22 protein-coding genes and 1 rRNA gene are annotated in these 20,046 nt (G+C 47.4%); 16 read left to right on the top strand and 7 right to left on the bottom strand.

Going from position 1 to position 20,046, the window contains the following annotated elements; all coding sequences use genetic code 11:
- Positions 1–38 precede the first annotated feature (38 nt).
- From C792_RS0109895 to C792_RS0109885, 3 genes are all read right to left on the bottom strand, one after another.
- On the bottom strand, positions 39–605 hold the full coding sequence (locus tag C792_RS0109895; protein ID WP_017549285.1) for a beta-class carbonic anhydrase: 567 nt from the start codon (positions 603–605) through the stop codon (positions 39–41).
- A complete protein-coding gene (locus tag C792_RS0109890) occupies positions 589–1,632 on the bottom strand; it encodes a YihY/virulence factor BrkB family protein (RefSeq protein WP_017549284.1) in 1,044 nt (347 codons plus the stop codon). Before C792_RS0109890 ends, C792_RS0109895 begins: the two co-directional genes overlap by 17 nt.
- 62 nt (positions 1,633–1,694) lie before the next feature.
- A complete protein-coding gene (locus tag C792_RS0109885; RefSeq protein WP_017549283.1) occupies positions 1,695–2,015 on the bottom strand; it encodes a hypothetical protein in 321 nt (106 codons plus the stop codon).
- 154 nt (positions 2,016–2,169) lie between these two features.
- Between C792_RS0109885 and C792_RS0109880 the strand changes: the two genes are divergently transcribed.
- The 8 genes from C792_RS0109880 to C792_RS0109845 all read left to right on the top strand — a co-directional run bounded on the left by C792_RS0109880 (position 2,170) and on the right by C792_RS0109845 (position 7,824).
- Complete coding sequence (locus C792_RS0109880) at positions 2,170–2,370, top strand: DUF1128 family protein (RefSeq protein WP_017549282.1); 201 nt, start codon at positions 2,170–2,172, stop codon at positions 2,368–2,370.
- A 16-nt stretch (positions 2,371–2,386) separates the two neighbouring features.
- The gene (locus C792_RS0109875; protein ID WP_017549281.1) at positions 2,387–3,619 is read left to right on the top strand and encodes an aminopeptidase; all 1,233 of its coding nucleotides are present in this window, start codon (positions 2,387–2,389) and stop codon (positions 3,617–3,619) included.
- 70 nt (positions 3,620–3,689) lie between these two features.
- The gene (locus tag C792_RS14970) at positions 3,690–3,845 is read left to right on the top strand and encodes a hypothetical protein (RefSeq protein WP_017549280.1); all 156 of its coding nucleotides are present in this window, start codon (positions 3,690–3,692) and stop codon (positions 3,843–3,845) included.
- 102 nt (positions 3,846–3,947) lie between these two features.
- Complete coding sequence (locus C792_RS0109865) at positions 3,948–4,457, top strand: acyl-CoA thioesterase (protein WP_017549279.1); 510 nt, start codon at positions 3,948–3,950, stop codon at positions 4,455–4,457.
- Positions 4,458–4,467: 10 nt separating this feature from the next.
- Entirely contained in the window at positions 4,468–5,247 is a 780-nt protein-coding gene (locus C792_RS0109860; RefSeq protein ID WP_017549278.1) for a RecX family transcriptional regulator, read from the top strand.
- Complete coding sequence (locus C792_RS0109855; RefSeq protein ID WP_017549277.1) at positions 5,234–5,554, top strand: YfhH family protein; 321 nt, start codon at positions 5,234–5,236, stop codon at positions 5,552–5,554. The genes C792_RS0109860 and C792_RS0109855 overlap by 14 nt, the downstream gene beginning before the upstream one ends.
- Positions 5,555–5,558: 4 nt before the next feature.
- On the top strand, positions 5,559–7,055 hold the full coding sequence (locus tag C792_RS0109850; protein ID WP_017549276.1) for a hypothetical protein: 1,497 nt from the start codon (positions 5,559–5,561) through the stop codon (positions 7,053–7,055).
- A 10-nt stretch (positions 7,056–7,065) separates the two neighbouring features.
- Positions 7,066–7,824, top strand: coding sequence for a hypothetical protein (locus C792_RS0109845; protein ID WP_017549275.1), 759 nt, complete (start codon positions 7,066–7,068; stop codon positions 7,822–7,824).
- Between the two features lie 12 nt (positions 7,825–7,836).
- On the opposite strand, the gene C792_RS0109840 is transcribed toward C792_RS0109845, so the two are convergent.
- A complete protein-coding gene (locus C792_RS0109840; protein WP_017549274.1) occupies positions 7,837–8,814 on the bottom strand; it encodes a metal-dependent hydrolase in 978 nt (325 codons plus the stop codon).
- A 52-nt stretch (positions 8,815–8,866) separates the two neighbouring features.
- On the opposite strand from C792_RS0109840, the gene mutY reads away from it, so the two are divergent.
- The 4 genes from mutY to C792_RS0109820 all read left to right on the top strand — a co-directional run bounded on the left by mutY (position 8,867) and on the right by C792_RS0109820 (position 12,934).
- Entirely contained in the window at positions 8,867–9,886 is a 1,020-nt protein-coding gene (gene mutY, locus C792_RS0109835; RefSeq protein ID WP_017549273.1) for an A/G-specific adenine glycosylase, read from the top strand.
- Between the two features lie 71 nt (positions 9,887–9,957).
- The gene (gene ntdP / locus C792_RS0109830) at positions 9,958–10,503 is read left to right on the top strand and encodes a nucleoside tri-diphosphate phosphatase (protein WP_017549272.1); all 546 of its coding nucleotides are present in this window, start codon (positions 9,958–9,960) and stop codon (positions 10,501–10,503) included.
- 52 nt (positions 10,504–10,555) lie between these two features.
- Positions 10,556–12,292 carry an ABC transporter ATP-binding protein gene (locus tag C792_RS0109825; protein WP_017549271.1) on the top strand — a complete coding sequence of 579 codons (1,737 nt, stop codon included), beginning with the start codon at positions 10,556–10,558 and terminating at the stop codon, positions 12,290–12,292.
- A 24-nt stretch (positions 12,293–12,316) separates the two neighbouring features.
- Positions 12,317–12,934, top strand: coding sequence for a DNA-3-methyladenine glycosylase (locus tag C792_RS0109820; RefSeq protein ID WP_017549270.1), 618 nt, complete (start codon positions 12,317–12,319; stop codon positions 12,932–12,934).
- A gap of 33 nt (positions 12,935–12,967) precedes the next feature.
- Here the strand turns inward: C792_RS0109820 and C792_RS0109815 are convergent, their stop codons facing one another.
- Both C792_RS0109815 and C792_RS0109810 read right to left on the bottom strand, forming a co-directional pair.
- Complete coding sequence (locus tag C792_RS0109815) at positions 12,968–14,080, bottom strand: FUSC family protein (protein ID WP_017549269.1); 1,113 nt, start codon at positions 14,078–14,080, stop codon at positions 12,968–12,970.
- Between the two features lie 11 nt (positions 14,081–14,091).
- On the bottom strand, positions 14,092–15,384 hold the full coding sequence (locus tag C792_RS0109810; RefSeq protein WP_017549268.1) for a glutamate-1-semialdehyde 2,1-aminomutase: 1,293 nt from the start codon (positions 15,382–15,384) through the stop codon (positions 14,092–14,094).
- Positions 15,385–15,529: 145 nt separating this feature from the next.
- Here C792_RS0109810 and bcp point away from each other — a divergent pair, with 145 nt between their 5' ends.
- The 3 genes from bcp (at position 15,530) to C792_RS0109795 (ending at position 17,450) form a co-directional block, all read left to right on the top strand.
- Complete coding sequence (bcp, locus tag C792_RS0109805; RefSeq protein WP_017549267.1) at positions 15,530–15,976, top strand: thioredoxin-dependent thiol peroxidase; 447 nt, start codon at positions 15,530–15,532, stop codon at positions 15,974–15,976.
- A 4-nt stretch (positions 15,977–15,980) separates the two neighbouring features.
- On the top strand, positions 15,981–16,925 hold the full coding sequence (locus C792_RS0109800; RefSeq protein WP_017549266.1) for a D-2-hydroxyacid dehydrogenase: 945 nt from the start codon (positions 15,981–15,983) through the stop codon (positions 16,923–16,925).
- Between the two features lie 90 nt (positions 16,926–17,015).
- Positions 17,016–17,450, top strand: coding sequence for a Fur family transcriptional regulator (locus C792_RS0109795; RefSeq protein ID WP_026090314.1), 435 nt, complete (start codon positions 17,016–17,018; stop codon positions 17,448–17,450).
- Between the two features lie 56 nt (positions 17,451–17,506).
- On the opposite strand, the gene C792_RS0109790 is transcribed toward C792_RS0109795, so the two are convergent.
- On the bottom strand, positions 17,507–17,917 hold the full coding sequence (locus tag C792_RS0109790; RefSeq protein WP_017549264.1) for a DUF2614 family zinc ribbon-containing protein: 411 nt from the start codon (positions 17,915–17,917) through the stop codon (positions 17,507–17,509).
- Positions 17,918–18,365: 448 nt separating this feature from the next.
- Between C792_RS0109790 and C792_RS0109785 the strand changes: the two genes are divergently transcribed.
- Positions 18,366–19,917, top strand: a 16S ribosomal RNA gene (locus tag C792_RS0109785).
- The last annotated feature ends 129 nt before the right edge of the window (positions 19,918–20,046 follow it).

Here is a 20,046-nt window from a genome sequence, read left to right as displayed (position 1 = left end):
CCTCAAATCGGTATAAAATAACACCTTACTTCAATTTTCTAGTTGTATTCATAGCCGTCTGTCACCAGGTCAATCTTGCCGTCGTCAGGATTGATGACGACTCCGTGTACAGGGATGTCAGGGACCATGAGCGGATGCTGCCTGACTTTCGCGACGTTCTCTGTCACACTCTCTTCCACACTGTCAAAACCTTTCAGCCATTCTTTTATATCGATGCCTGAGTGTTTCAATGTGTCGAAGACATCTGGGTTGATGCCGCGGTTTTCCATCTCCTCCATTACCGGTTCAGGCTGGAGGGCGCCGAAACCACAGTCATGGTGGCCCATGATCATGACTTCATCCGCACCGAGCATATAGACTGCCACAAGGATACTTCTCATCGTACTGCCGTAAGGGTGGGCAATCATGGCGCCGGCGTTCTGGATATGCTTGATGTCCCCATTCTTAAGGCCGAGTGCTTTCGTGGATAATTCGGTGAGCCTTGTATCCATGCAGGATACAAGCACCATCTTCTTGTCCGGTGACTTCGTCGTCGTGTACTTCTCGTACTCTTTGTTTTCTACGAACTGCTGGTTGTACTCGAGTAAATCATGCAATAGACTCATCTTGTCTGTCTTCCTCTTTCTCTTTTCGTAAAGTACGCTTATGCATAATCGCATTTATCTGTGCGCCTAATATAATGATAACACCAGTGATGTACAACCATAAAATCATAATAATCACACCGGCGATACTGCCATACGTCGCTGAGTAGTTTCCGAAATTGGAAATGTAGAAGCTGAAGCCCCATGAAGCCACAAGGAAAGTGACTGTCGTAAACAATGTGCCGGGGATGACCGACTTCACTTTCAGCCTGATATTCGGTGCTGTCGTATACATGACAAGGAATACGACGAACACGAGAAGCAGCGGCAGAACGCTCCTGATAAGATTCCATAGTGTCTGGAACTGCTGGTCCAGGCCAATCACACCGAACATGAGATTACCAATCTGCTCACCAAATACAATAAGTACGAAAGTCAGTATGACGGACAGGGCGAGTATTACTGTGAATACTATGGACAGGAACTTTGCGACGATGAAGTTCCTGTTATCTTCTATGTCATATGCAACATTGAATGCATTCATAAGGGCTGTCATGCCGTTTGAAGCGGACCATAGGGTAACAATCAGGCCGACAGAAAGCAGACCGCCGCTTGATGATGTCATGACATCGCTGATTATTCCTTCCAGCGTGCCGGCAATATCAGCGGGTGCATAGTCCTGGATCATCTGAGTTATTGTGGCCTGGTCAATCTGGAATAAAGGCACCAGTGTCAGAAGGAAGATCAGCAGCGGGAAGATTGCCAGCAGGAAATAGTAGGCAAGCTGTGCAGCCATCCCCGATGTATTATCTTTTGAAAACTGGAACATCAGGCTCTGGAAGAAATTTGGATCCCCCTTTATCTTTGCGGGCTTGTTGATTTTGGAAACATATATCTCCTCGCCGGGATTTTTGGGAGCCTTGGATTTGAACTTCACCTCATCGACGAATATGTCGTCACTGTTTCTTCCGGCCTCTTTGGTTTTGTTCTTTTTTTCCGTCATCTTCGCCTCGTTCAGATAGTTTGAGCTGCTCTTGTTTTCTGCCATGAAATTTCACCTCTTTAACAAAAGAGGGCCAACTGCCGTCAGCCCTCCGCATATCCGGATTTTTAATTCAGATGTTTCTGGTCGCGCTTTTTCATGAATGTATCTTTGGCATCCATGATGGATTGCTCGAGTTCAGGATTTTTCTGTCTGATTTCCTCGATTGTATCTTTCCAGAACATCACTTCATCTTTGAGCGAATCGAATTTGGATGGCTGACGGGAATCGGAAGAGAATTTCTGTTTTGCCTCATCCGGGTTCTGGGCATAATATTTAAGATCTTTGGAGCCGCTCATCACTGAGTCCCTGGTGCCCTTGTCAATCAGACTGAGGCCTGCACCAACAGCTGCACCAATCAGGATTGCGGGAATAAGTTTGTTTTTCATGTAAATTCTCCTTTATGAGTACTGATATAGTTGCTTATAACCATTTTAAAACAAATTCAAACTATATTCATCCAATAACGTGATTTTAAATTTTATTATCAAAGGAACTTTGTTAATATGAATATGTCGAAGAATCGAAACGGAGGGCTTACATATGGACAAAGGTACGATGCTCAATGATATTGAAGATAAACTGAATGTGGTGAACAAAGGTATGTTCAAGCCGGAGGACTTCAACGACGAAAGCCTTGGTGAAATTGAAGATATACACAGCATGGTGACCGGAAGGACATCGATTTCGGCGATTGAACAGTCCGCCATCATCGAAGAACTTTCCAAACTCAGAAATTCATAAAAAGGGGGAAACACAATTGAAACAGCTTGAGGAAAAACTCGAAAAATATGCGGGTCTGCTGGTGGAGACCGGTTTGAATGTACAAAAGGACGGAAGGGTTTTTATAAGATCCGGCGTGGATGCCCTGCCCCTAATCAGACTTGTAACAAAAAAAGCATATGAAAAGGGTGCGAAAGAAGTTAAAGTGAGTATGACCGATGATGCCCTGACGCGCATGCATGCAGAGAATCAGTCCAGGGAGGAGTTGAGCACCATCCATCAGTGGACCGTTGATGAAAGGATGTACTATTCGGATGAAAAAGCGGGCTTCCTGAGCATTACTTCATCTTCCCCGGAACTGCTGAAAGGCGTGGATCCCGAAAAGCTTCAGGCGATGCAGGTTGCCTCGGGCCGCGCATTCAAGGACTTTTCGAACAGGATCCAGTCCGACTACCATAGCTGGTGTGTGGCAGGTTATCCTTCCGTCGAATGGGCGAAGCTTGTCTACCCGGATAAGAGCGAGGAAGAAGCTGTCAGTGCTTTGCTCGACCTCATCCTCTACACTGTACGGGCGGATGTTGAGGACCCGGTTGCAGCGTGGGAAGAACTTGACCGCTCGCTGCATGAGAAAGTGGATTATCTGAACGGCAGGAAATACAAAGCATTGCGATATGAGGCGCCGGGCACAGACTTTGTAATGGAACTGCCTGAAGGGCATCTCTGGGCGGGGGCTTCGAGTGTGAATGAAGACGGCGAACGTTTCATGGCGAATATGCCAACTGAGGAAGTTTTCAGTGTCCCGAAAAGAACAGGCGTGAACGGGTATGTTTCGAATACGCTGCCGCTCAGTTACGGCGGCAACATAATAGATGATTTCAAACTTACATTCAAGCACGGGAAAGTGGTGGATTTTGAAGCGGGAACAGGCTATGATGTGCTCGAAAACCTGCTGAACACCGATGAGGGGGCAAGGTATCTTGGTGAAGTTGCACTCGTTCCGCATGATTCGCCGATCTCAAATACTGGTAAGTTATTCTATAACACATTGTTTGATGAGAATGCTTCGTGTCATATCGCACTCGGCAGCGCGTATGCTTTTTGCATAGAGGGCGGCAAGTCGATGTCGAGGGAGGAACTTGAGGAAGCCGGACTCAATGATTCCATCAGCCATGTGGATTTCATGATCGGTTCTGAAGAACTCAATATATACGGCGTCGATGAAGACGGAAACGAAGAAAAAATCTTTGACAAAGGCAATTGGGCGTTTTAAATTCTTGATGCAAAAAGCTGAAAATATGATAAAATTGAGTTAATAAGAAAAGTCCAATAGGAGGATACCTATGAGTTTTGCAATGATGTTTCTAGTACTTGCAGCATTTGTCTTTGCCATTTTCGCATTTGCGGCAGTGTTGTCGTACTTTCTGACCAAAGCGCTCCCCGGCAAGGATGCGCTGGTCGTCGATACTCCGGAGGAAGCGCTGGAGCGTAAAATATAAATCATCCACACCGATGATTTTCAGGAAGGGATATCGTCTATCCCTTCTTTTTTTATGCTCAAAATATGCTATTATAGTATTGCTGAACATGGAGGGGATAGCATGGAAAAGAAAATGTCAGAGTCATATACAGTAAAGACTTCGAATGTACTTCCGCCTGATACGAACAATCATCAGACACTTTACGGCGGACGGCTGTTGGAATACATAGATGATGTGGCTTCGATTGCAGCGAGGCGCCATTCGAGATCGAAAGTGGTGACAGCATCCATCGACTCGGTGGATTTCCTGGAACCGATCAATCTGGGGGATGTTGTCATTCTGGAGGCGATGGTCACCCATACCGGTACCTCATCGATGGAAGTATTGGTCAAGATTTCAAAAGAGGAACTGGAAGAGTCCGGGGCGATGAGTCTTGCAGCTTTCAGCTTCCTGACTTTTGTGGCACTCAGTGACGACAAAAAACCGATCGGCGTTCCGGCACTCATACCGGATAATGACAGACTGAAATGGCTGGACGAAACCGGTGAGGAAAGGGCTGAACACCGTAAGCACAGACGCGACAGATCGAAGGCGCTCAGGGAATTCTTTGCGAATGATCTTTTTGATTAGGGTGAGTTGAATGCAGATTGTAAAAGTTGTTGAACAAAAGGGCGGCATGTTCAAAATAGTCATGGACAATGGTGATTCCTTCAAGGCCCATGAGGAATCACTCGTCCGTTACCGTCTGATGAAGGGCGCCGAATTTGACGAGGCGGAATACGGAAGGATCATGCAGGCGATCCAGTATGACCGGGCTTATGTAGATGCGCTAAAACATATCAGCTATAAACTGCGTTCCATCAGTGAAATGCGTGAATATCTATCAGAAGACTACGGCCCTGATGTCATTTCAGAGACCATACACCGGCTTAAGGGCGAAGGCTATCTCAATGACAGCCACTATGCCGAAGCATTGAAGAATACGATGCTGAACACCAGTGACAAAGGCCCCGGCTCACTCGTGCGTGAACTTAAGAAACATCAGATCGACCAGGATATCATCATGCGCACGGCGGATGCATTCGACTCGGAAATCGATAACGAGCGCATGAACCGGATAAAAGCCAGGGAATTGAAAAAGCACAGGGGGGCCTATCGCCAGTTCAGGATGAAATTGCATGAGAAGCTCTATCAAAAAGGGTATAATAAAGACCATATGGACATGATCACATTTGATGATGACGAATTCGATGAGACCTCCCATTTTGAGAAAGACTTTGAAAAGTACTACAATAAGCATATGAAAATGGACGGCTCGTATGCTGCCAGGCAGAAGTTGGTCCAGGCGCTGATGCGGAGAGGTTATAATTACGATATGATCCAGGAAAAGTTAGGCGGTATAGATGATGAGTTCATTTAACACAATGACAAGACGTGAGATAGAAGCGTACATTGTCGATAAACGGGAAAAGATGCGCAAGGCGGAAATGATGGGGATCGAAAATGAATACCGGGTGTATGAACGCCAGGTGCTGATTGCAGAGAGCTATCTGATCGATCTGTCCCAGATTGAACCGGGGAAAATATATAAGATTGTCAGCAACGAGGATTTTTATTTTAAAGTGGAATATATAAAAGGGGTCTTCGCTTGGGGCTTCTACCTCGGCGGAAATGAAAAAGAGACAGGTATTCCAGTAAGCATGCTCCAGTTAAGCAGGAAAGGTTGATTCGATGCACGACATCATTCTGCTCAGGGCGCGCGACCTGACTTATGCCAAAGAACCGGTGAAATTCAAAGACCGGATACTCAGCCGTGCTGAAGGTCTGATGTTGAAGGATGTCACTTTCCATCTTTACAAGGGAGAAGTGCTCGGCATTCTGTCGGACTATAAGACTCTCTATTATTTGAAAGAGGTTGTCAGTGGCACACTCGATGCGACAAAAGGGAAAGTGAAGACCAGGAGTTCCATACTCAGTCTGGATGTCATGGACCATGTCCATCACAGGCATCCTGTGAATATTTTCGTTTCGGAACTTCTGGATGAATATATGCGGCCGGATGCGGCATTGAGAGTGATGGAGGAACTCAAAGAGCAGCCGTTGTTCAGAAAAAGATGGACTACGCCTGTCAGGAATCTTCCACGCAGAGAAATCGCGCTGATTCTTATTGAGATGTCCAAAGTCACTGATGCGGATATCATCATCTATTGTAATATGTACCGTCATCTGAGTGGCCGGGATAAAGAGATGTTCAGGAACACCGTGGATAATCTGGAGCGTTCGGAGCGCGGCCTCCTCCTGCTTGAGAGCGATATTGAACCGATCAGCATGCTGGCGAACTATTTCCTATGGCTCAGTTATGGGCAGATACGCTATGACGGCAGCGTCAAAAAAGGCGTGGATACATATAATGAATATATGCGTAAGAAAAGTCAGCTGAAGAGCGTGGATGAAGAGGCCCTTTTCGACCTTGAATGGAAACAGAACGTCTCGGAGTATGCAAGATATAAACATTCCCTGAAGCGGCTGAGCCGTAAACAGACGGGCATCATCGACGGATTGAACATCCGGAAGATCATCCTGTCTGTTGTACTGCTGTTCATGATGCTGATGTCGAGCTTTGTCATATTCATGGATATTACGTTTACCGGCGAGGCGAACAGCAACCAGGATCAGAGAGTGACTGTGCCGGAAGAGGAAGAGAGCGCGCGTACGTATTATGCAATCACTGCAGAAGATGATATGGAGTTCGGCAGCCAGGTGCTCTCCCACATGAGCCTTGTGGAAGTGGATTCTGATTACCAGGACGGGTATACGGTAATGGTGGGAGGCTCGGAATATGAGACCGGTGAGAACAGCCTGATCTATTTCAATCCGGCGAGCCTCTATCCTGAAGCTGCTTTTGAGTCACTCCTGCCTTACACGAGTGACAGATTCCTTGAGTCCTATCAGTTCTATACACGGTATGTGGGAAGACAGGCGGAGAAAGTGACTGACGACTTCAGCCTGTCATCATCCGACGAGCGCCATGCAACGGTTTCCGGTTTCCCTGTTACTTATCATTTCAGAAATGGCTACGTATTTTCAATGACCATGCCCGCCTCCGATATCGATGGACTCCGTGAAGAATATGGACTTAATTCCGAAGATGTCATATTCAGGCTCCAGGACGGGGGCTTCATGATACTGGATGCATCAAATGAAACATGGCTGTACATTGACCAGTAGGAGGGGAAAGATGAATTACAAAGTAAGATATTTGTGGAGGCAGTTCCTGGATCAGACGGGATATTTTTCGAAGCACAATCTCACGCCCCTCCTGTTTTATGCCATCGGGCTCGTATTTCTGCTCGGGGCGATGACATTCATGGGACCGGAGGGGATCATACGCTATCTGTATACGATTGTCGGCCTGATGGGGGCTGTGTGGCTCTTCAGTATGGTGGTCCTGAACAGGAACGCCACATTCTATAAAGATTCAGTGGTCAAAGTCAGTTATGTCCCGCTGTATTTCAGAATGCTTCCTACAGTCATTTTCCAGACTTTCATATTTGTGATGTTCACTGTTCTGTACAGTGCATTCACAGCACTTGTGGTGGATGACTGGCTGATCGACATATTCTCCCTCCTGTATTACACGGTTCTTGGTGTCATATTGATCATACCTTTCATCCTGCTGTTCCTGACAGTAGAGACTCCGAACCTCGGAAAGGTGAATGTGGCGGTCTTTACAGTGCTGGTACTGGTTGTGCCGGTACTCTATCTGCCCGAATCGATACCTGCTGTGCTTGAGAATATACTCAGCCTGAATCCGTTCTACTATGTAGTGAACGGACTTCAGGCGAACGCTGTGCAGCTTGCCTGGAATATCGACAGGCTTCCGCATGATATACTGTTCTTTTCACAGACTGCATTCCTATACCTGTGGATGCTCGGGTTCTACAGCAAGATGAAATTCAATCTCTACCAGTACAGTAAAAAACGACAGGATGCCTGACATCCTGTCGTTTTAATTATTTATCAGTTTGCGCTGAAGCTTGCTTTCCGAGAAGACCCAGCCGGTGTAGCTGTGTATGACCTTTTTATCATTCTTATCTATCTGCATGATACAGACGAACGGGTAATGGCCGTCTTTCAGATATCTGAGGTCGACATATCTTATTTCAGCCAGGTCCTCTGAAAGTTCCTTCACTTCATAGCGGTAGATTGAGGAGAAGAAGGTGAAGGCCTTGAAATTCAGGTCTTCCTTCACCGCTTCGAACAGTTCTTCATCGATCCGTGCGCTCTTATTGAAACGGTCGTAAAAGATGATGTTTCCGCGAAAACTCCTGCCAACGTAATATGCGTTCTGTGTGACGGCTACGAGCCGCCATTCGAAAAAGTGGATGGTCGGCATGCAGAAGACCCGCGTTATATATTCCCCGGGGAGCTGCCGTTCCACTTTCCTGTTGATGAAACGCTGCATGCCCGCGCGTGCAATGTAGTAGACCAGCATGACGCCGTACAGTATGAAAAAGAGCGCGACCGGTGACATGCCGAGGAACCATAGTACGAAGTAGAATACATGCATTATGATGATGGGGATATCGACGGTATTGATGACACCAAGCTGTATCCAGGTATTATTTATCGGCCGGAGGGCCTGTGTGCCGTAAGAATTGAATATGTCGACGAAAACATGCAGAAAGACTGCAAACTGTATCCACAGGTACATGTTCAATGTCGGGAGGTCGAAAAGCAGCACAGACAGGACTGTGAGCAGAACCGGCCAGATGAAGAATGTAAAGGGAAGGGAATGGGTGATTCCGCGGTGGTGTGTAATGTATACTGCATTGTTTTTCATCTTCATGACTGTGTCCACATCGGGGACGAGTGAGGCACCCACGACAGTGGTGATGAAACCGATGGATAATGGGTCGATTGCAGGATCAATTGCGGCCAGGCCGACTATTGTTCCGCCCATCAGGGTATGTGTTAGAGTATCCATATTAAGACTCCCCATTCAATTGAGAAATATTTATGTAGAGGAAGATGTTACGATGCTGAACATTTCAGATTTTAATAATAACCTACTGGCATGGTACCAGGCAAATAAAAGAGACCTGCCATGGCGGCGGACGAGCGATCCGTACTACATCTGGCTCAGTGAAGTCATGCTGCAGCAGACCCAGGTTATTACTGTTATACCCTATTTTGAAAAATTCATAACCAATTATCCGGATCTTGATACTCTGGCCGATGCGGACGAGGGGAGTCTGTTGAAGGACTGGGAAGGGCTTGGCTATTATAACAGGATACGCAATTTCCATGCCGCAGTGAAGGAAGTGCAGAATACATATGATTCGACGGTACCGGACGATCCCGATGCCTTTTTCAGCCTCAAGGGCGTCGGGCCGTATATCGGGGGGGCCGTGCAGAGCATTGCATTCAACAATCTGCTCGCCGCCGTGGATGGGAATGTGCTCCGGGTCATGGCAAGGTTGAACCTTGACTACAGGGATATGACCAAAACCTCCGTCCAGAAATCTGTCAAGCAGGATATTGAAGCAATCATGCCCCTTGAAGCGGGCGATTTCAACCAGGCTCTGATGGAACTCGGGGCAGTGGTCTGCACACCGAGAACACCGAAATGCATCATGTGCCCTGTACAGGAACACTGCGAGGCATACAAAGAGGGGCAGGTGTCCGGGGTGCCGGTGAAAAAGAGGGCGAAGAGCAAAAAGGAGGTATACTACAATGTCTACTTCATACTCAATGATAAGGAGGAGATCATACTCAAAAAGCAGGAGGGCACACTGCTTGGCGGAATGTACGAACTGCCCAAATATGATATCGATACTTCGCTTGAAACAATCGAAGAGGAGCTCGGATTGCCACTTGATCACCCGGATATCCACACAGGCAGTGTGAAGCATGTGTTCACCCATCAGATCTGGTATATGGAAGGCTATGTTTTATATACAAAAGGGACACACGATGATTTCGTGCCGAGGACAGAGGTGGAGAAGCTGCCCATGAGCAGAGCCATGCAGAAGATATACAGGCAGTTGGAAATGTAGAACCAAAAAATGTGAATATAAATGCGTCTATGATATAATACAGAGGTATTATTATAAAGGTGGTGTGGAATATGGGTTTCGAATCCATACCCAAAGAAGGCAGCAGGGTCAAAATCCAGAGTTATAAACATGACGGGAGCATCCACCGCGTGTGGTCCGAGACGACCATACTGAAAGGGACGGATCATGTTGTCATCGGCGGCAACAACCGTACTCTGGTCACTGAAAGCGACGGGCGCACATGGGTAACCCGCGAACCTGCGATTGTCTATTTCCATGTGGACTACTGGTTCAACGTAATCTGCATGTTCCGTGAAGACGGGGTATACTACTATTGCAATCTTTCCTCGCCATTTGTCTATGATGAAGAAGCATTGAAATACATTGATTACGATCTGGATATAAAAGTGTATCCTGACGGCAAGTATCATCTGCTCGATGAAGACGAATACCGTGTCCATAAGCAGCGCATGAAGTACCCGGATGACATAGACAAGATTCTGAGGCGCAATGTGGATATACTCCAGCAATGGATCGAAAGAAAGAAGGGGCCTTTCGCTCCCGATTTCGTCAAAGTGTGGCAACAGAGATTCAACAACGATTTCAAATCATACTGAAGACCAATCAACTGGGGACGGTTGATTGTTTTTTTGAAAAGGAAGTTTTTAATTGATAAAACGTTATCTACAATTTGTAAAGCCGTATACGTGGCTGATTGTACTGACGATCCTCATCGGCATCCTGAAGTTCGGGATTCCGCTTCTTCTGCCGCTGCTGATCAAATACGTAATTGACAGCATTATTCTTGCTGACGGTCTGACGGTTGAAGACCAGATGAACATGCTGATCAGGGTCCTTCTGATCTTTTCCTTCATCTTTGTGGTGATCCGGCCGCCGGTCGAATATTTCAGACAGTACCTTGCCCAGTGGACGAGCAATAAGATACTGTATGATATCAGGAAGAAAATGTACGGCCACCTGCAGATGCTGAGCGCGAAATTTTATTCGAACAGTAAAGTGGGGGAGATAATTTCGCGTGTCATCAATGATGTGGAACAGACGAAGGATTTCATCATGACAGGGCTGATGAACGTCTGGCTCGATCTCGTGACGATCATCATCGCCCTCGTGATCATGTTCAGCATGAACGGGGAGCTGACGGTCGTGTCCATGGTCATTTTCCCATTCTATATATTCGGTGTATGGTATTTCTTCGGCAGGCTGAGACGACTGACACGGGAAAGGTCCCAGGCGCTTGCAGAAGTGCAGGGATTCCTGCATGAGAGGATCCAGGGTATAAACGTCATCAAAAGCTTTGCTGTCGAAAAGAATGAGGAAGGCCGTTTCAATGAAAGGAATTCCAATTTCCTTGATAAAGCGACAAATCACGCAAAGTGGACTGCCCGAAGCTTCTCAGTCGTCAATACGATCACTGACATCGGTCCGCTGCTGGTTGTTGGATATGGTGCCTACCAGGTGATAAACGGGAATCTGACGGTGGGTACGCTGGCGGCATTCATCGCCTATCTCGATAGGCTGTACGGTCCGCTCCGCAGACTTGTATCCTCCTCTACGACTCTCACACAGAGTATTGCTTCCATGGACAGGGTGTTCCAGCTCTATGATGTGAAATACGACGTCCAGGACCGTAAAGGTGCAAAAGAACTGGGCCGTACCGACGGCAATATCGAGTTCAGCAACGTAGGTTTTGACTATGACGGCGAGGATACGAGTGTGCTTAAGGATATTGATTTCAATGTCGGCAGCGGGGAGACAGTCGCGTTCGTCGGCATGAGCGGCGGGGGAAAGTCCACCCTCGTCACTCTGATACCGAGATTCTATGATGTGACAGAGGGACGGGTGATGCTGGATGGCAAAGACATCAGAGACTATACGATAGAGTCCCTCCGGAATAATATCGGTCTCGTGATGCAGGACAACATCCTATTTTCGGATTCAATTTTGGAAAACATAATGCTTGCCAAACCGGATGCGACCGAGGAGGAGGTTGTCGAGGCTGCTAAACGGGCGAATGCCCATGAATTCATAATGGGGCTGCCTGATGGATACCGCACAGAAGTGGGCGAACGCGGTGTCAAATTATCCGGCGGACAGAAACAGCGTATTGCGATTGCCAGAGTGTTCCTGAAAAATCCGCCGATCCTCATACTGGATGAAGCGACGAGCGCACTCGACCTTGAGAGTGAGAGCATCATACAGGAAACCCTCCTTGAATTGTCAAATAACAGGACGACTATCATAGTGGCACACAGGCTTTCGACAATTACCCATGCAGACCGGATTTTCGTGATGAGCAACGGGGAGATAGAAGAATCCGGCACACATCATGAGCTGATGAACAGACAGGGCGCATACTATGATCTTTACAGCATTCAAAACTTATAATAAATAGGATTAAAGGATGAGTTCATGAGCGGACAAGCAGATATTTCATTCCTGAGGCATAGTACCCTGGAAGCGGCAAGAGCACTTCTGGGAAAGGAAATCATTACCGAAATCGACGGCGAAGTGACCAGTGGCTTCATCACCGAAACAGAGGCCTACCTCGGTTTGGAGGACAGGGCCGCGCATACTTTCGGCGGCAGGATGACAAAGAAGAATGAGAAGATGTTCAACAGTTTCGGCCACTTGTATGTCTACAGTATGCACGGTCACAACTGCATGAATTTCCTGACCCGCGAAAAGGAGCATCCGGAAGGGGTGCTGATCCGCGGCATCGAACCGAATACCGGAAAGGATGCCATGGCCCGCCGCCGTGGCAGGGGGAATGATCTTACAGCCGGGCCGGGAAAACTTACTGAGGCACTTGGCATAAAAAGGGACCTTCATAATGGTATGGAACTGAACAATGGAATATTGACGTTGAGAGAGGGGAAAACACCGGCGGTCATTGAAGCGACAAAACGCATCGGTATTGAAACGAAGGAAGAAGCGGTCGACTTTCCCTACCGTTTCATCATAAAAGGGAACCCGCATATCAGCAGATTCAAAGGCCGGGTGTCCGAAAACAATGGATGGAAGCATTAAAAAACCAGGTATCCTTTTTGGATACCTGGTTTTTTATATATCGAGCGTTTCATCCTGGATGTTGATCTTGTTGTTATCGGCATGGAACCTGAAGAAGCTGGATGTCAGCCTGTCGAGCCTGTCGAGTGAGTTTGAATACTCATGGATGGACGAGATCACTTCCAGTATATTTTCGTATTGAACCCTTTCCTCGTCAGTTTCTGCTTCATTATACAGCGTGACGAAGTTGTCCATCATGGAAAATTCGAACTGGTCATCGACATCATAAGCGTCAGCCGGGACTTCGGGTTTGATCTTCTCGGTTATTTTCATGAATATCTGCTCATGGTAGGCCATGAGCTGTTCCAGTTCATATTTGATCCTGTACTTGAAGTCTTCATCAAGATGGTTATAATCATTTTCGAACCGGTTTATCTTGCGGAGCAGTTCAAATGCCCTTCTCGTGGAGGAAATGAGCTGCTGGAATAAAATCTTGCGGCGTGCCTCTGCGAAATACCTTCTGCTGAAATAGTTCTTTTCCTCCCGGTACCATAGGTACATGGTCTCCAGAGTCACTACTCTCGTCCTGAGTGATTCGATGTCTTTCTTTACCACCTGGTATTCACTTACCGCATTCAATTCAAGTCTGATCCATTTGAAAATGTCACTCGTGATATTAAAGCAGTTGTGATACATTTTTGTTTCGTACTTGGGCGGAATGAAGACCAGATTGACGACGAGTGAACAGAATACACCGATCATCACAAGTGAAAACCTGATGCCGGCCGCTTCCAGGAACTCCAATGTTGTCGTCTCACCCATCAGCTGGGGGGCGTCCATGATGGCGATCATCGTCACCACTGCAAGTGTCGAGACACTCTGCAGATTAAAGAACAGCAGGACGGCAAGCACCAGTATGACCGTAAGTCCGATGATGATGATGTTATTGCCGAATAAGAGGACCATCAAAATTGCCGATATAGCGCCGAGGGTGTTTCCCTGGAATTGTTCCCACAGCCGTTTTGCCGAGCGGTGCACGTTCGGCTGCAGGGCGAAGACCGCGGCGATGGCTGCAATCAGTGTGGGCTCAAGATTCAGCAGTTTGGTGATCATGAGAGTGAATACAACGGTGATTCCGGTTTTAAAAACTCTAGCACCAAAACGCATGGCACCATCTCCTATAAATCATTTTTGAAAACTTCTTCGACGATGGAAAGCGTCTCTCTGATATCGTCTTCAGTATGCTCTGTTGTGAGGAACCAGGCTTCGTATTTGGATGGTGCAATATTGATGCCTCTCTGAATGAGACCGTTGAAGAATTTTGAGAACACTTCCCCGTCACTTTCCTCAGCCATGCTGTAGTCGGTGACCGTCCTGTCTGTAAAATAGATTGTGAGTGCGCCGACAAGACGGTTGATGGAGGCTTGGATCCCGTATTTTCCAATCAATTCTGTGAGTCCGTCTTCAAGCATTTTTCCGAGACGCTCAAGCTCTTCATAGACTCCGGGCTTCTCAAGCACTTCCAAACATGCGATTCCGGCTGCCATGCTCAGCGGATTGCCTGACATTGTCCCCGCCTGGTAGGCCGGTCCGAGAGGGGCTGCCTTTTCCATTATATCCAGTCGTCCGCCATAGGCACCTATAGGTGTTCCGCCGCCGATGATCTTACCCATTGCAGTCAGATCCGGTTCCACGTTAAGGAAGTTCTGTGCACCGCCGTACATGAAGCGGAAGGCGGTGATCACTTCATCATAGATGACGAGTGAACCGTTGTCGTGTGCAGTCTGGTTCACCTCTTCAAGAAAACCGTCGAACGGTTCGACGATGCCGAAGTTACCGACGATCGGTTCAACAAGCACTGCGGCGACTTCATCACCGAAATGGCTGATTGCGGTTCTGAAATCTTCTATATTATTGAACGGCACGGTAATTACATCTTCGGCCACCCCTTGAGGGACGCCGGCGGAATCCGGTGTACCGAGCTGGGAAGGGCCGCTTCCTGCAGCAACCAGGACGAGATCAGAGTGGCCGTGGTAGCAGCCTTCGAACTTGATGATCTTGTTGCGGCCGGTATAGGCACGGGCCACTCTGATAGTGGTCATTACGGCCTCGGTCCCGGAGTTTACGAACCTTACGCGTTCCAGTGAAGGAATTGCTTTTTGGATCTTTTTGGCGAAATCTATTTCGAGGGTCGTCGGTGTGCCGTACAGGATGCCTTTGCTGCTCTGCTCGGCAATGGCCTCATGGATACGGGGGTGGCCGTGGCCTGTAATGATCGGACCGTAGGCAGCCAGATAATCTATGTATCTGTTACCGTCCACATCATAGAAGTATGCGCCTTCTGCGCGTTCCATCACGACCGGTGCCCCGTCCCCGACTGCCTTATATGATCGGGAAGGGGAGTTGACACCGCCCAGTATGACTTTGTTCGCTTCATCTTTGAGTGCTTTTGATTTTTCATGACTGAACATTCGTTTTCATCCTTTTAACTGCAATTTTTTATATTAGTTATTCTATCACACATACCTTCCATTATTAAGCGAGGTTCATTGTGTTGTGAGTTATGCAGAAGTCCGTTATCATCAGTATATATAAAACTATATAGGAGGATTACAGATGGATAAATTTCCGGAATTTGCACTTGAAAACCAGGACGGGGTGACAGTCTCCAATGAAGACCTGAAAGGAAAGACGGTCATCTACTTCTACCCTAAAGACAACACACCCGGATGCACCACCCAGGCATGCGATCTCAGGGACAATATGGATTTACTCAACGACCTTGGAGTAACGGTCTACGGGGTAAGCGGCGATTCCAAGAAGAAACATCAGAATTTTATCGAGAAGCAGGGTCTGAACTTCGACCTCCTGGTGGATGATGACTTCAAACTCGCCGAGAGTCTTGATGTATACAGGATGAAGAAAGTGTTCGGCAAGGAATCGAAGGGGATTGTCCGGACCACTTTTGTCGTGGATGAAAACAGCAACATCCTGAAGCGGTATGACAATGTAAAAGCGAAAGAGCATATGGACTCCCTCAAAGAATTTTTGCAAGAGGTGTAGGTTGATGAAGAACATCCTCTCTACAACAAGACTAAGGGAAGATATGCTGGATCAGCTTGAAAATGAATTCGGCGGATATGAATTCCGTTTTGTGAAATCACGTGACGTGACAGACAGTGACCGGGAATGGGCGGATATATTCGTCACTTACGGCTCTGACATGAAAGCAGAAGATATGCAGGCTTTCAAAAATCTGCAGTGGGTGATGGTGATGAGTGCCGGCCTGGATGATATGCCCCTGTCAGAGATGGAGGGCATACACATCACGAATGCCAAAGGCATCCATAAGATACAGATGACGGAATACACGATAGGACTCCTGCTCAATTTCTACAAGGGTATCCATCAATTGAATCTTGAGCAGGAGCGGGCGTATTGGAGGAAACAGGCGGTGACCGAGGAAATATACGGCAAAACTGTCCATATCCTCGGCACAGGAAGCATCGGTTCGCACCTGGCTGGAGTATTGAAGGCATTCGGCACAGAAACGACAGGCTACAATACGAAGGGCGGGGAAGTTGAAAATTTTGATCAGACCCTCCCTGTTGACGAACTGCATGCACATATCGGCGAAGCGGATATAGTGATCAACATACTACCGAGTACCGGATCCACCCGGGGCATGCTCAATGAAGAAACATTCAGGAAAATGAAAGACACGGCTATATTCGTCAATATCGGACGCGGGGATATCATGACAGATGATACCGTGAATGCCGTTCTATCAGAAGGATATATCAGACACATGATCCTGGATGTGTTCAATCAGGAACCGCTGCCGTCCGATCACAAATTCTACGAATATGATAATCTGACAATAACACCGCATGCATCATCCAAAACGCCGGAATATTTGACACGTGCATTCGATATCTTCATATATAATCTGAGACGGGCTGATGATTTCAACTCCATGAAGAATATCATCGATAATGCCCGCGGCTACTGAAAATCTGATTTGACAAACAATTTAATGACAAAGTACAATAAATATATTACAGTAGTCTGATATAGGAAAGAAGGTATCAATATGAAGATGATGGATGCCAATGAACAGTTCACTGATTCGATTGATGCACTCAGAAAGACTGGTGTCAGGATTACACCACAGAGAAAAGCAGTGCTCAAGTATATGATAGAAACTGAAGAACATCCGACTGCTGATGATATATTCAAGGCGTTGTCCAGTGAATATCCTAATATGAGTGTAGCTACAATATATAATAACCTGAAACTCTTCAAGGATACCGGGCTGGTAAAGGAACTCACCTACGGGGATTCATCCAGCAGGTTCGATTTCATAACAGATACGCATTACCATATCATCTGCAGCAATTGCGGCAAGATTACAGACTTCCATTATCCGGGTCTCGAAGAAGTGGAACAGCTTGCCGGTTCTGTGACAGAATATGATGTGAGTCACCACAGACTCGAGATATACGGGCTCTGTCCGGAATGCAGGGAAGAGATTTAGAATGCAAAAACAGATTCATACAGAAAATAGGAAAAGCGGCCATGCGGCCGCTTTTCCTATTTGTCCTGAGACCGGTCATTTTGACCGGTTTCTTTATTGATTTCATCGATTGCCTGGTTTCTCCTATGTTCTACATTATAATCCAGCGAGAAATCCTGGCCTTCAAGTTCCTTGTCGATGGTAAGGGGTTCTTTACAATGCTGGCAGAAGTCGACATGACCGAGTATCTTCGTGTGCTTTTCGCAATTGGGGCACTGGACGGTGACTGTCCGGGTGCTGATCATCCCGACCCAGAAGTATATGATGAAACTGAGCATTATCGGAAGCAGTCCTACTATAAGGAAGATGCTGAAAATGATCGGCGACTCCCTGAAGAATACTCCCAGGTACATTATACCCATGCCTATGAACACAAGTGCCAGAGCATAGCCGCGAATCCGTTGGATCTTATTGCCTTTCTTTTTCATACTTTCACCTCTGAAATTCATTATATACAATTATGAGCCATTATGATAACCTAATATTTAGCATTTGATGAACAAAGCAGCCGCAAAAAAAGATTTTAAAATTCTTCAGCAAAGTTGTTGACATTAAAATGCACACTTGTTATGATATATCTTGTCGCTGATTTGAGCGGCGTAAATTTTTTAACTCAGCAACAAGACAGTATTTCATACAGCAAATAGTTTTTCGAAAGTGTAAAAATTACGCTTGAATAAAACTTGCAGCTGATGTAACATACTAAGAGTGAGAAAAAACGAGTGACACAAAAGAGAACATTGAAAACTGAATGACAATATGTCAACGTTAATTCCGAGAAAGCGACACACACAGTGTGTCACAGATTGAGGCGGACAATATAAACGCAGTGCGGTGCCGGAGACGGCACGGCAGGAGCTCGAGATGGGCTTTCCAATTATGGAGAGTTTGATCCTGGCTCAGGATGAACGCTGGCGGCGTGCCTAATACATGCAAGTCGAACGCGAGAAGAGGGAGCTTGGCTCCCTCGGATCGAGTGGCGGACGGGTGAGTAACACGTAGGCAACCTGCCCATCAGCCGGGGATAACTGCGGGAAACCGTGGCTAATACCGGATAATCCTTTCCACCGCGGGGTGGAGAGTTGAAAGACGGTTTCGGCTGTCGCTGATGGATGGGCCTGCGGCGCATTAGCTGGTTGGTGGGGTAACGGCCCACCAAGGCGACGATGCGTAGCCGACCTGAGAGGGTGATCGGCCACACTGGGACTGAGACACGGCCCAGACTCCTACGGGAGGCAGCAGTAGGGAATCTTCCGCAATGGACGCAAGTCTGACGGAGCAACGCCGCGTGAGTGAAGAAGGGTTTCGGCTCGTAAAACTCTGTTGTTGAGGAAGAACGACAGGTAGAGTAACTGCTACCTGTGTGACGGTACTCAACCAGAAAGCCACGGCTAACTACGTGCCAGCAGCCGCGGTAATACGTAGGTGGCAAGCGTTATCCGGAATTATTGGGCGTAAAGCGCGCGTAGGCGGTCTGTTAAGTCTGATGTGAAAGCCCCCGGCTCAACCGGGGAGGGTCATTGGAAACTGGGAGACTTGAGTGCAGAAGAGGAGAGTGGAATTCCATGTGTAGCGGTGAAATGCGCAGAGATATGGAGGAACACCAGTGGCGAAGGCGGCTCTCTGGTCTGTAACTGACGCTGATGTGCGAAAGCGTGGGGATCAAACAGGATTAGATACCCTGGTAGTCCACGCCGTAAACGATGAGTGCTAAGTGTTAGGGGGTTTCCGCCCCTTAGTGCTGCAGCAAACGCATTAAGCACTCCGCCTGGGGAGTACGGCCGCAAGGCTGAAACTCAAAGGAATTGACGGGGACCCGCACAAGCGGTGGAGCATGTGGTTTAATTCGAAGCAACGCGAAGAACCTTACCAAATCTTGACATCCTCTGACCGCCCTGGAGACAGGGCTTCCCTTCGGGGCAGAGTGACAGGTGGTGCATGGTTGTCGTCAGCTCGTGTCGTGAGATGTTGGGTTAAGTCCCGCAACGAGCGCAACCCTTATGACTAGTTGCCAGCATTGAGTTGGGCACTCTAGTGAGACTGCCGGTGACAAACCGGAGGAAGGTGGGGATGACGTCAAATCATCATGCCCCTTATGATTTGGGCTACACACGTGCTACAATGGACAGGAACAAAGGGCAGCGAGACCGCGAGGTTGAGCGAATCCCATAAAACTGTTCTCAGTTCGGATTGGAGTCTGCAACTCGACTCCATGAAGCTGGAATCGCTAGTAATCGTGGATCAGAATGCCACGGTGAATACGTTCCCGGGTCTTGTACACACCGCCCGTCACACCACGAAAGTCAGTAACACCTGAAGCCGGTGGGCCAACCCTTACGGGAGGCAGCCGTCGAAGGTGGGACCGATGATTGGGGTGAAGTCGTAACAAGGTAGCCGTATCGGAAGGTGCGGCTGGATCACCTCCTTTCTAAGGATAATTACGGAACGGAATGGTTGACATATTGTATTCAGTATCATGTACATTGAAAACCGGATAGAGAAGCAATAAATGATTTTTAACCGAAAATCAAAGCGTAGAAAACCGAGAACTGAAATT

The sequence above is a fragment of the Salinicoccus carnicancri Crm genome (assembly GCF_000330705.1).
GTDB classification, from domain to species: Bacteria; Bacillota; Bacilli; order Staphylococcales; family Salinicoccaceae; genus Salinicoccus; species Salinicoccus carnicancri.
This window is presented reverse-complemented; position numbering and strand designations above follow the sequence as displayed.

Coding starts and splice junctions, on each gene's coding strand:
- C792_RS0109885 (WP_017549283.1), bottom strand. CDS start 2,015: ATGAAAAACAAACTTATTCCCGCAATCCTGATTGGTGCAGCTGTTGGT.
- ntdP (WP_017549272.1), top strand. CDS start 9,958: ATGGGTTTCGAATCCATACCCAAAGAAGGCAGCAGGGTCAAAATCCAG.
- C792_RS0109800 (WP_017549266.1), top strand. CDS start 15,981: ATGAAGAACATCCTCTCTACAACAAGACTAAGGGAAGATATGCTGGAT.
- bcp (WP_017549267.1), top strand. CDS start 15,530: ATGGATAAATTTCCGGAATTTGCACTTGAAAACCAGGACGGGGTGACA.
- C792_RS0109850 (WP_017549276.1), top strand. CDS start 5,559: ATGCACGACATCATTCTGCTCAGGGCGCGCGACCTGACTTATGCCAAA.
- C792_RS0109790 (WP_017549264.1), bottom strand. CDS start 17,917: ATGAAAAAGAAAGGCAATAAGATCCAACGGATTCGCGGCTATGCTCTG.
- C792_RS0109810 (WP_017549268.1), bottom strand. CDS start 15,384: ATGTTCAGTCATGAAAAATCAAAAGCACTCAAAGATGAAGCGAACAAA.
- C792_RS0109890 (WP_017549284.1), bottom strand. CDS start 1,632: ATGGCAGAAAACAAGAGCAGCTCAAACTATCTGAACGAGGCGAAGATG.
- C792_RS0109880 (WP_017549282.1), top strand. CDS start 2,170: ATGGACAAAGGTACGATGCTCAATGATATTGAAGATAAACTGAATGTG.
- C792_RS0109860 (WP_017549278.1), top strand. CDS start 4,468: ATGCAGATTGTAAAAGTTGTTGAACAAAAGGGCGGCATGTTCAAAATA.
- C792_RS0109865 (WP_017549279.1), top strand. CDS start 3,948: ATGGAAAAGAAAATGTCAGAGTCATATACAGTAAAGACTTCGAATGTA.
- C792_RS0109795 (WP_026090314.1), top strand. CDS start 17,016: ATGGATGCCAATGAACAGTTCACTGATTCGATTGATGCACTCAGAAAG.
- C792_RS14970 (WP_017549280.1), top strand. CDS start 3,690: ATGAGTTTTGCAATGATGTTTCTAGTACTTGCAGCATTTGTCTTTGCC.
- C792_RS0109840 (WP_017549274.1), bottom strand. CDS start 8,814: ATGGATACTCTAACACATACCCTGATGGGCGGAACAATAGTCGGCCTG.
- C792_RS0109815 (WP_017549269.1), bottom strand. CDS start 14,080: ATGCGTTTTGGTGCTAGAGTTTTTAAAACCGGAATCACCGTTGTATTC.
- C792_RS0109855 (WP_017549277.1), top strand. CDS start 5,234: ATGAGTTCATTTAACACAATGACAAGACGTGAGATAGAAGCGTACATT.
- C792_RS0109845 (WP_017549275.1), top strand. CDS start 7,066: ATGAATTACAAAGTAAGATATTTGTGGAGGCAGTTCCTGGATCAGACG.
- C792_RS0109820 (WP_017549270.1), top strand. CDS start 12,317: ATGAGCGGACAAGCAGATATTTCATTCCTGAGGCATAGTACCCTGGAA.
- C792_RS0109895 (WP_017549285.1), bottom strand. CDS start 605: ATGAGTCTATTGCATGATTTACTCGAGTACAACCAGCAGTTCGTAGAA.
- mutY (WP_017549273.1), top strand. CDS start 8,867: ATGCTGAACATTTCAGATTTTAATAATAACCTACTGGCATGGTACCAG.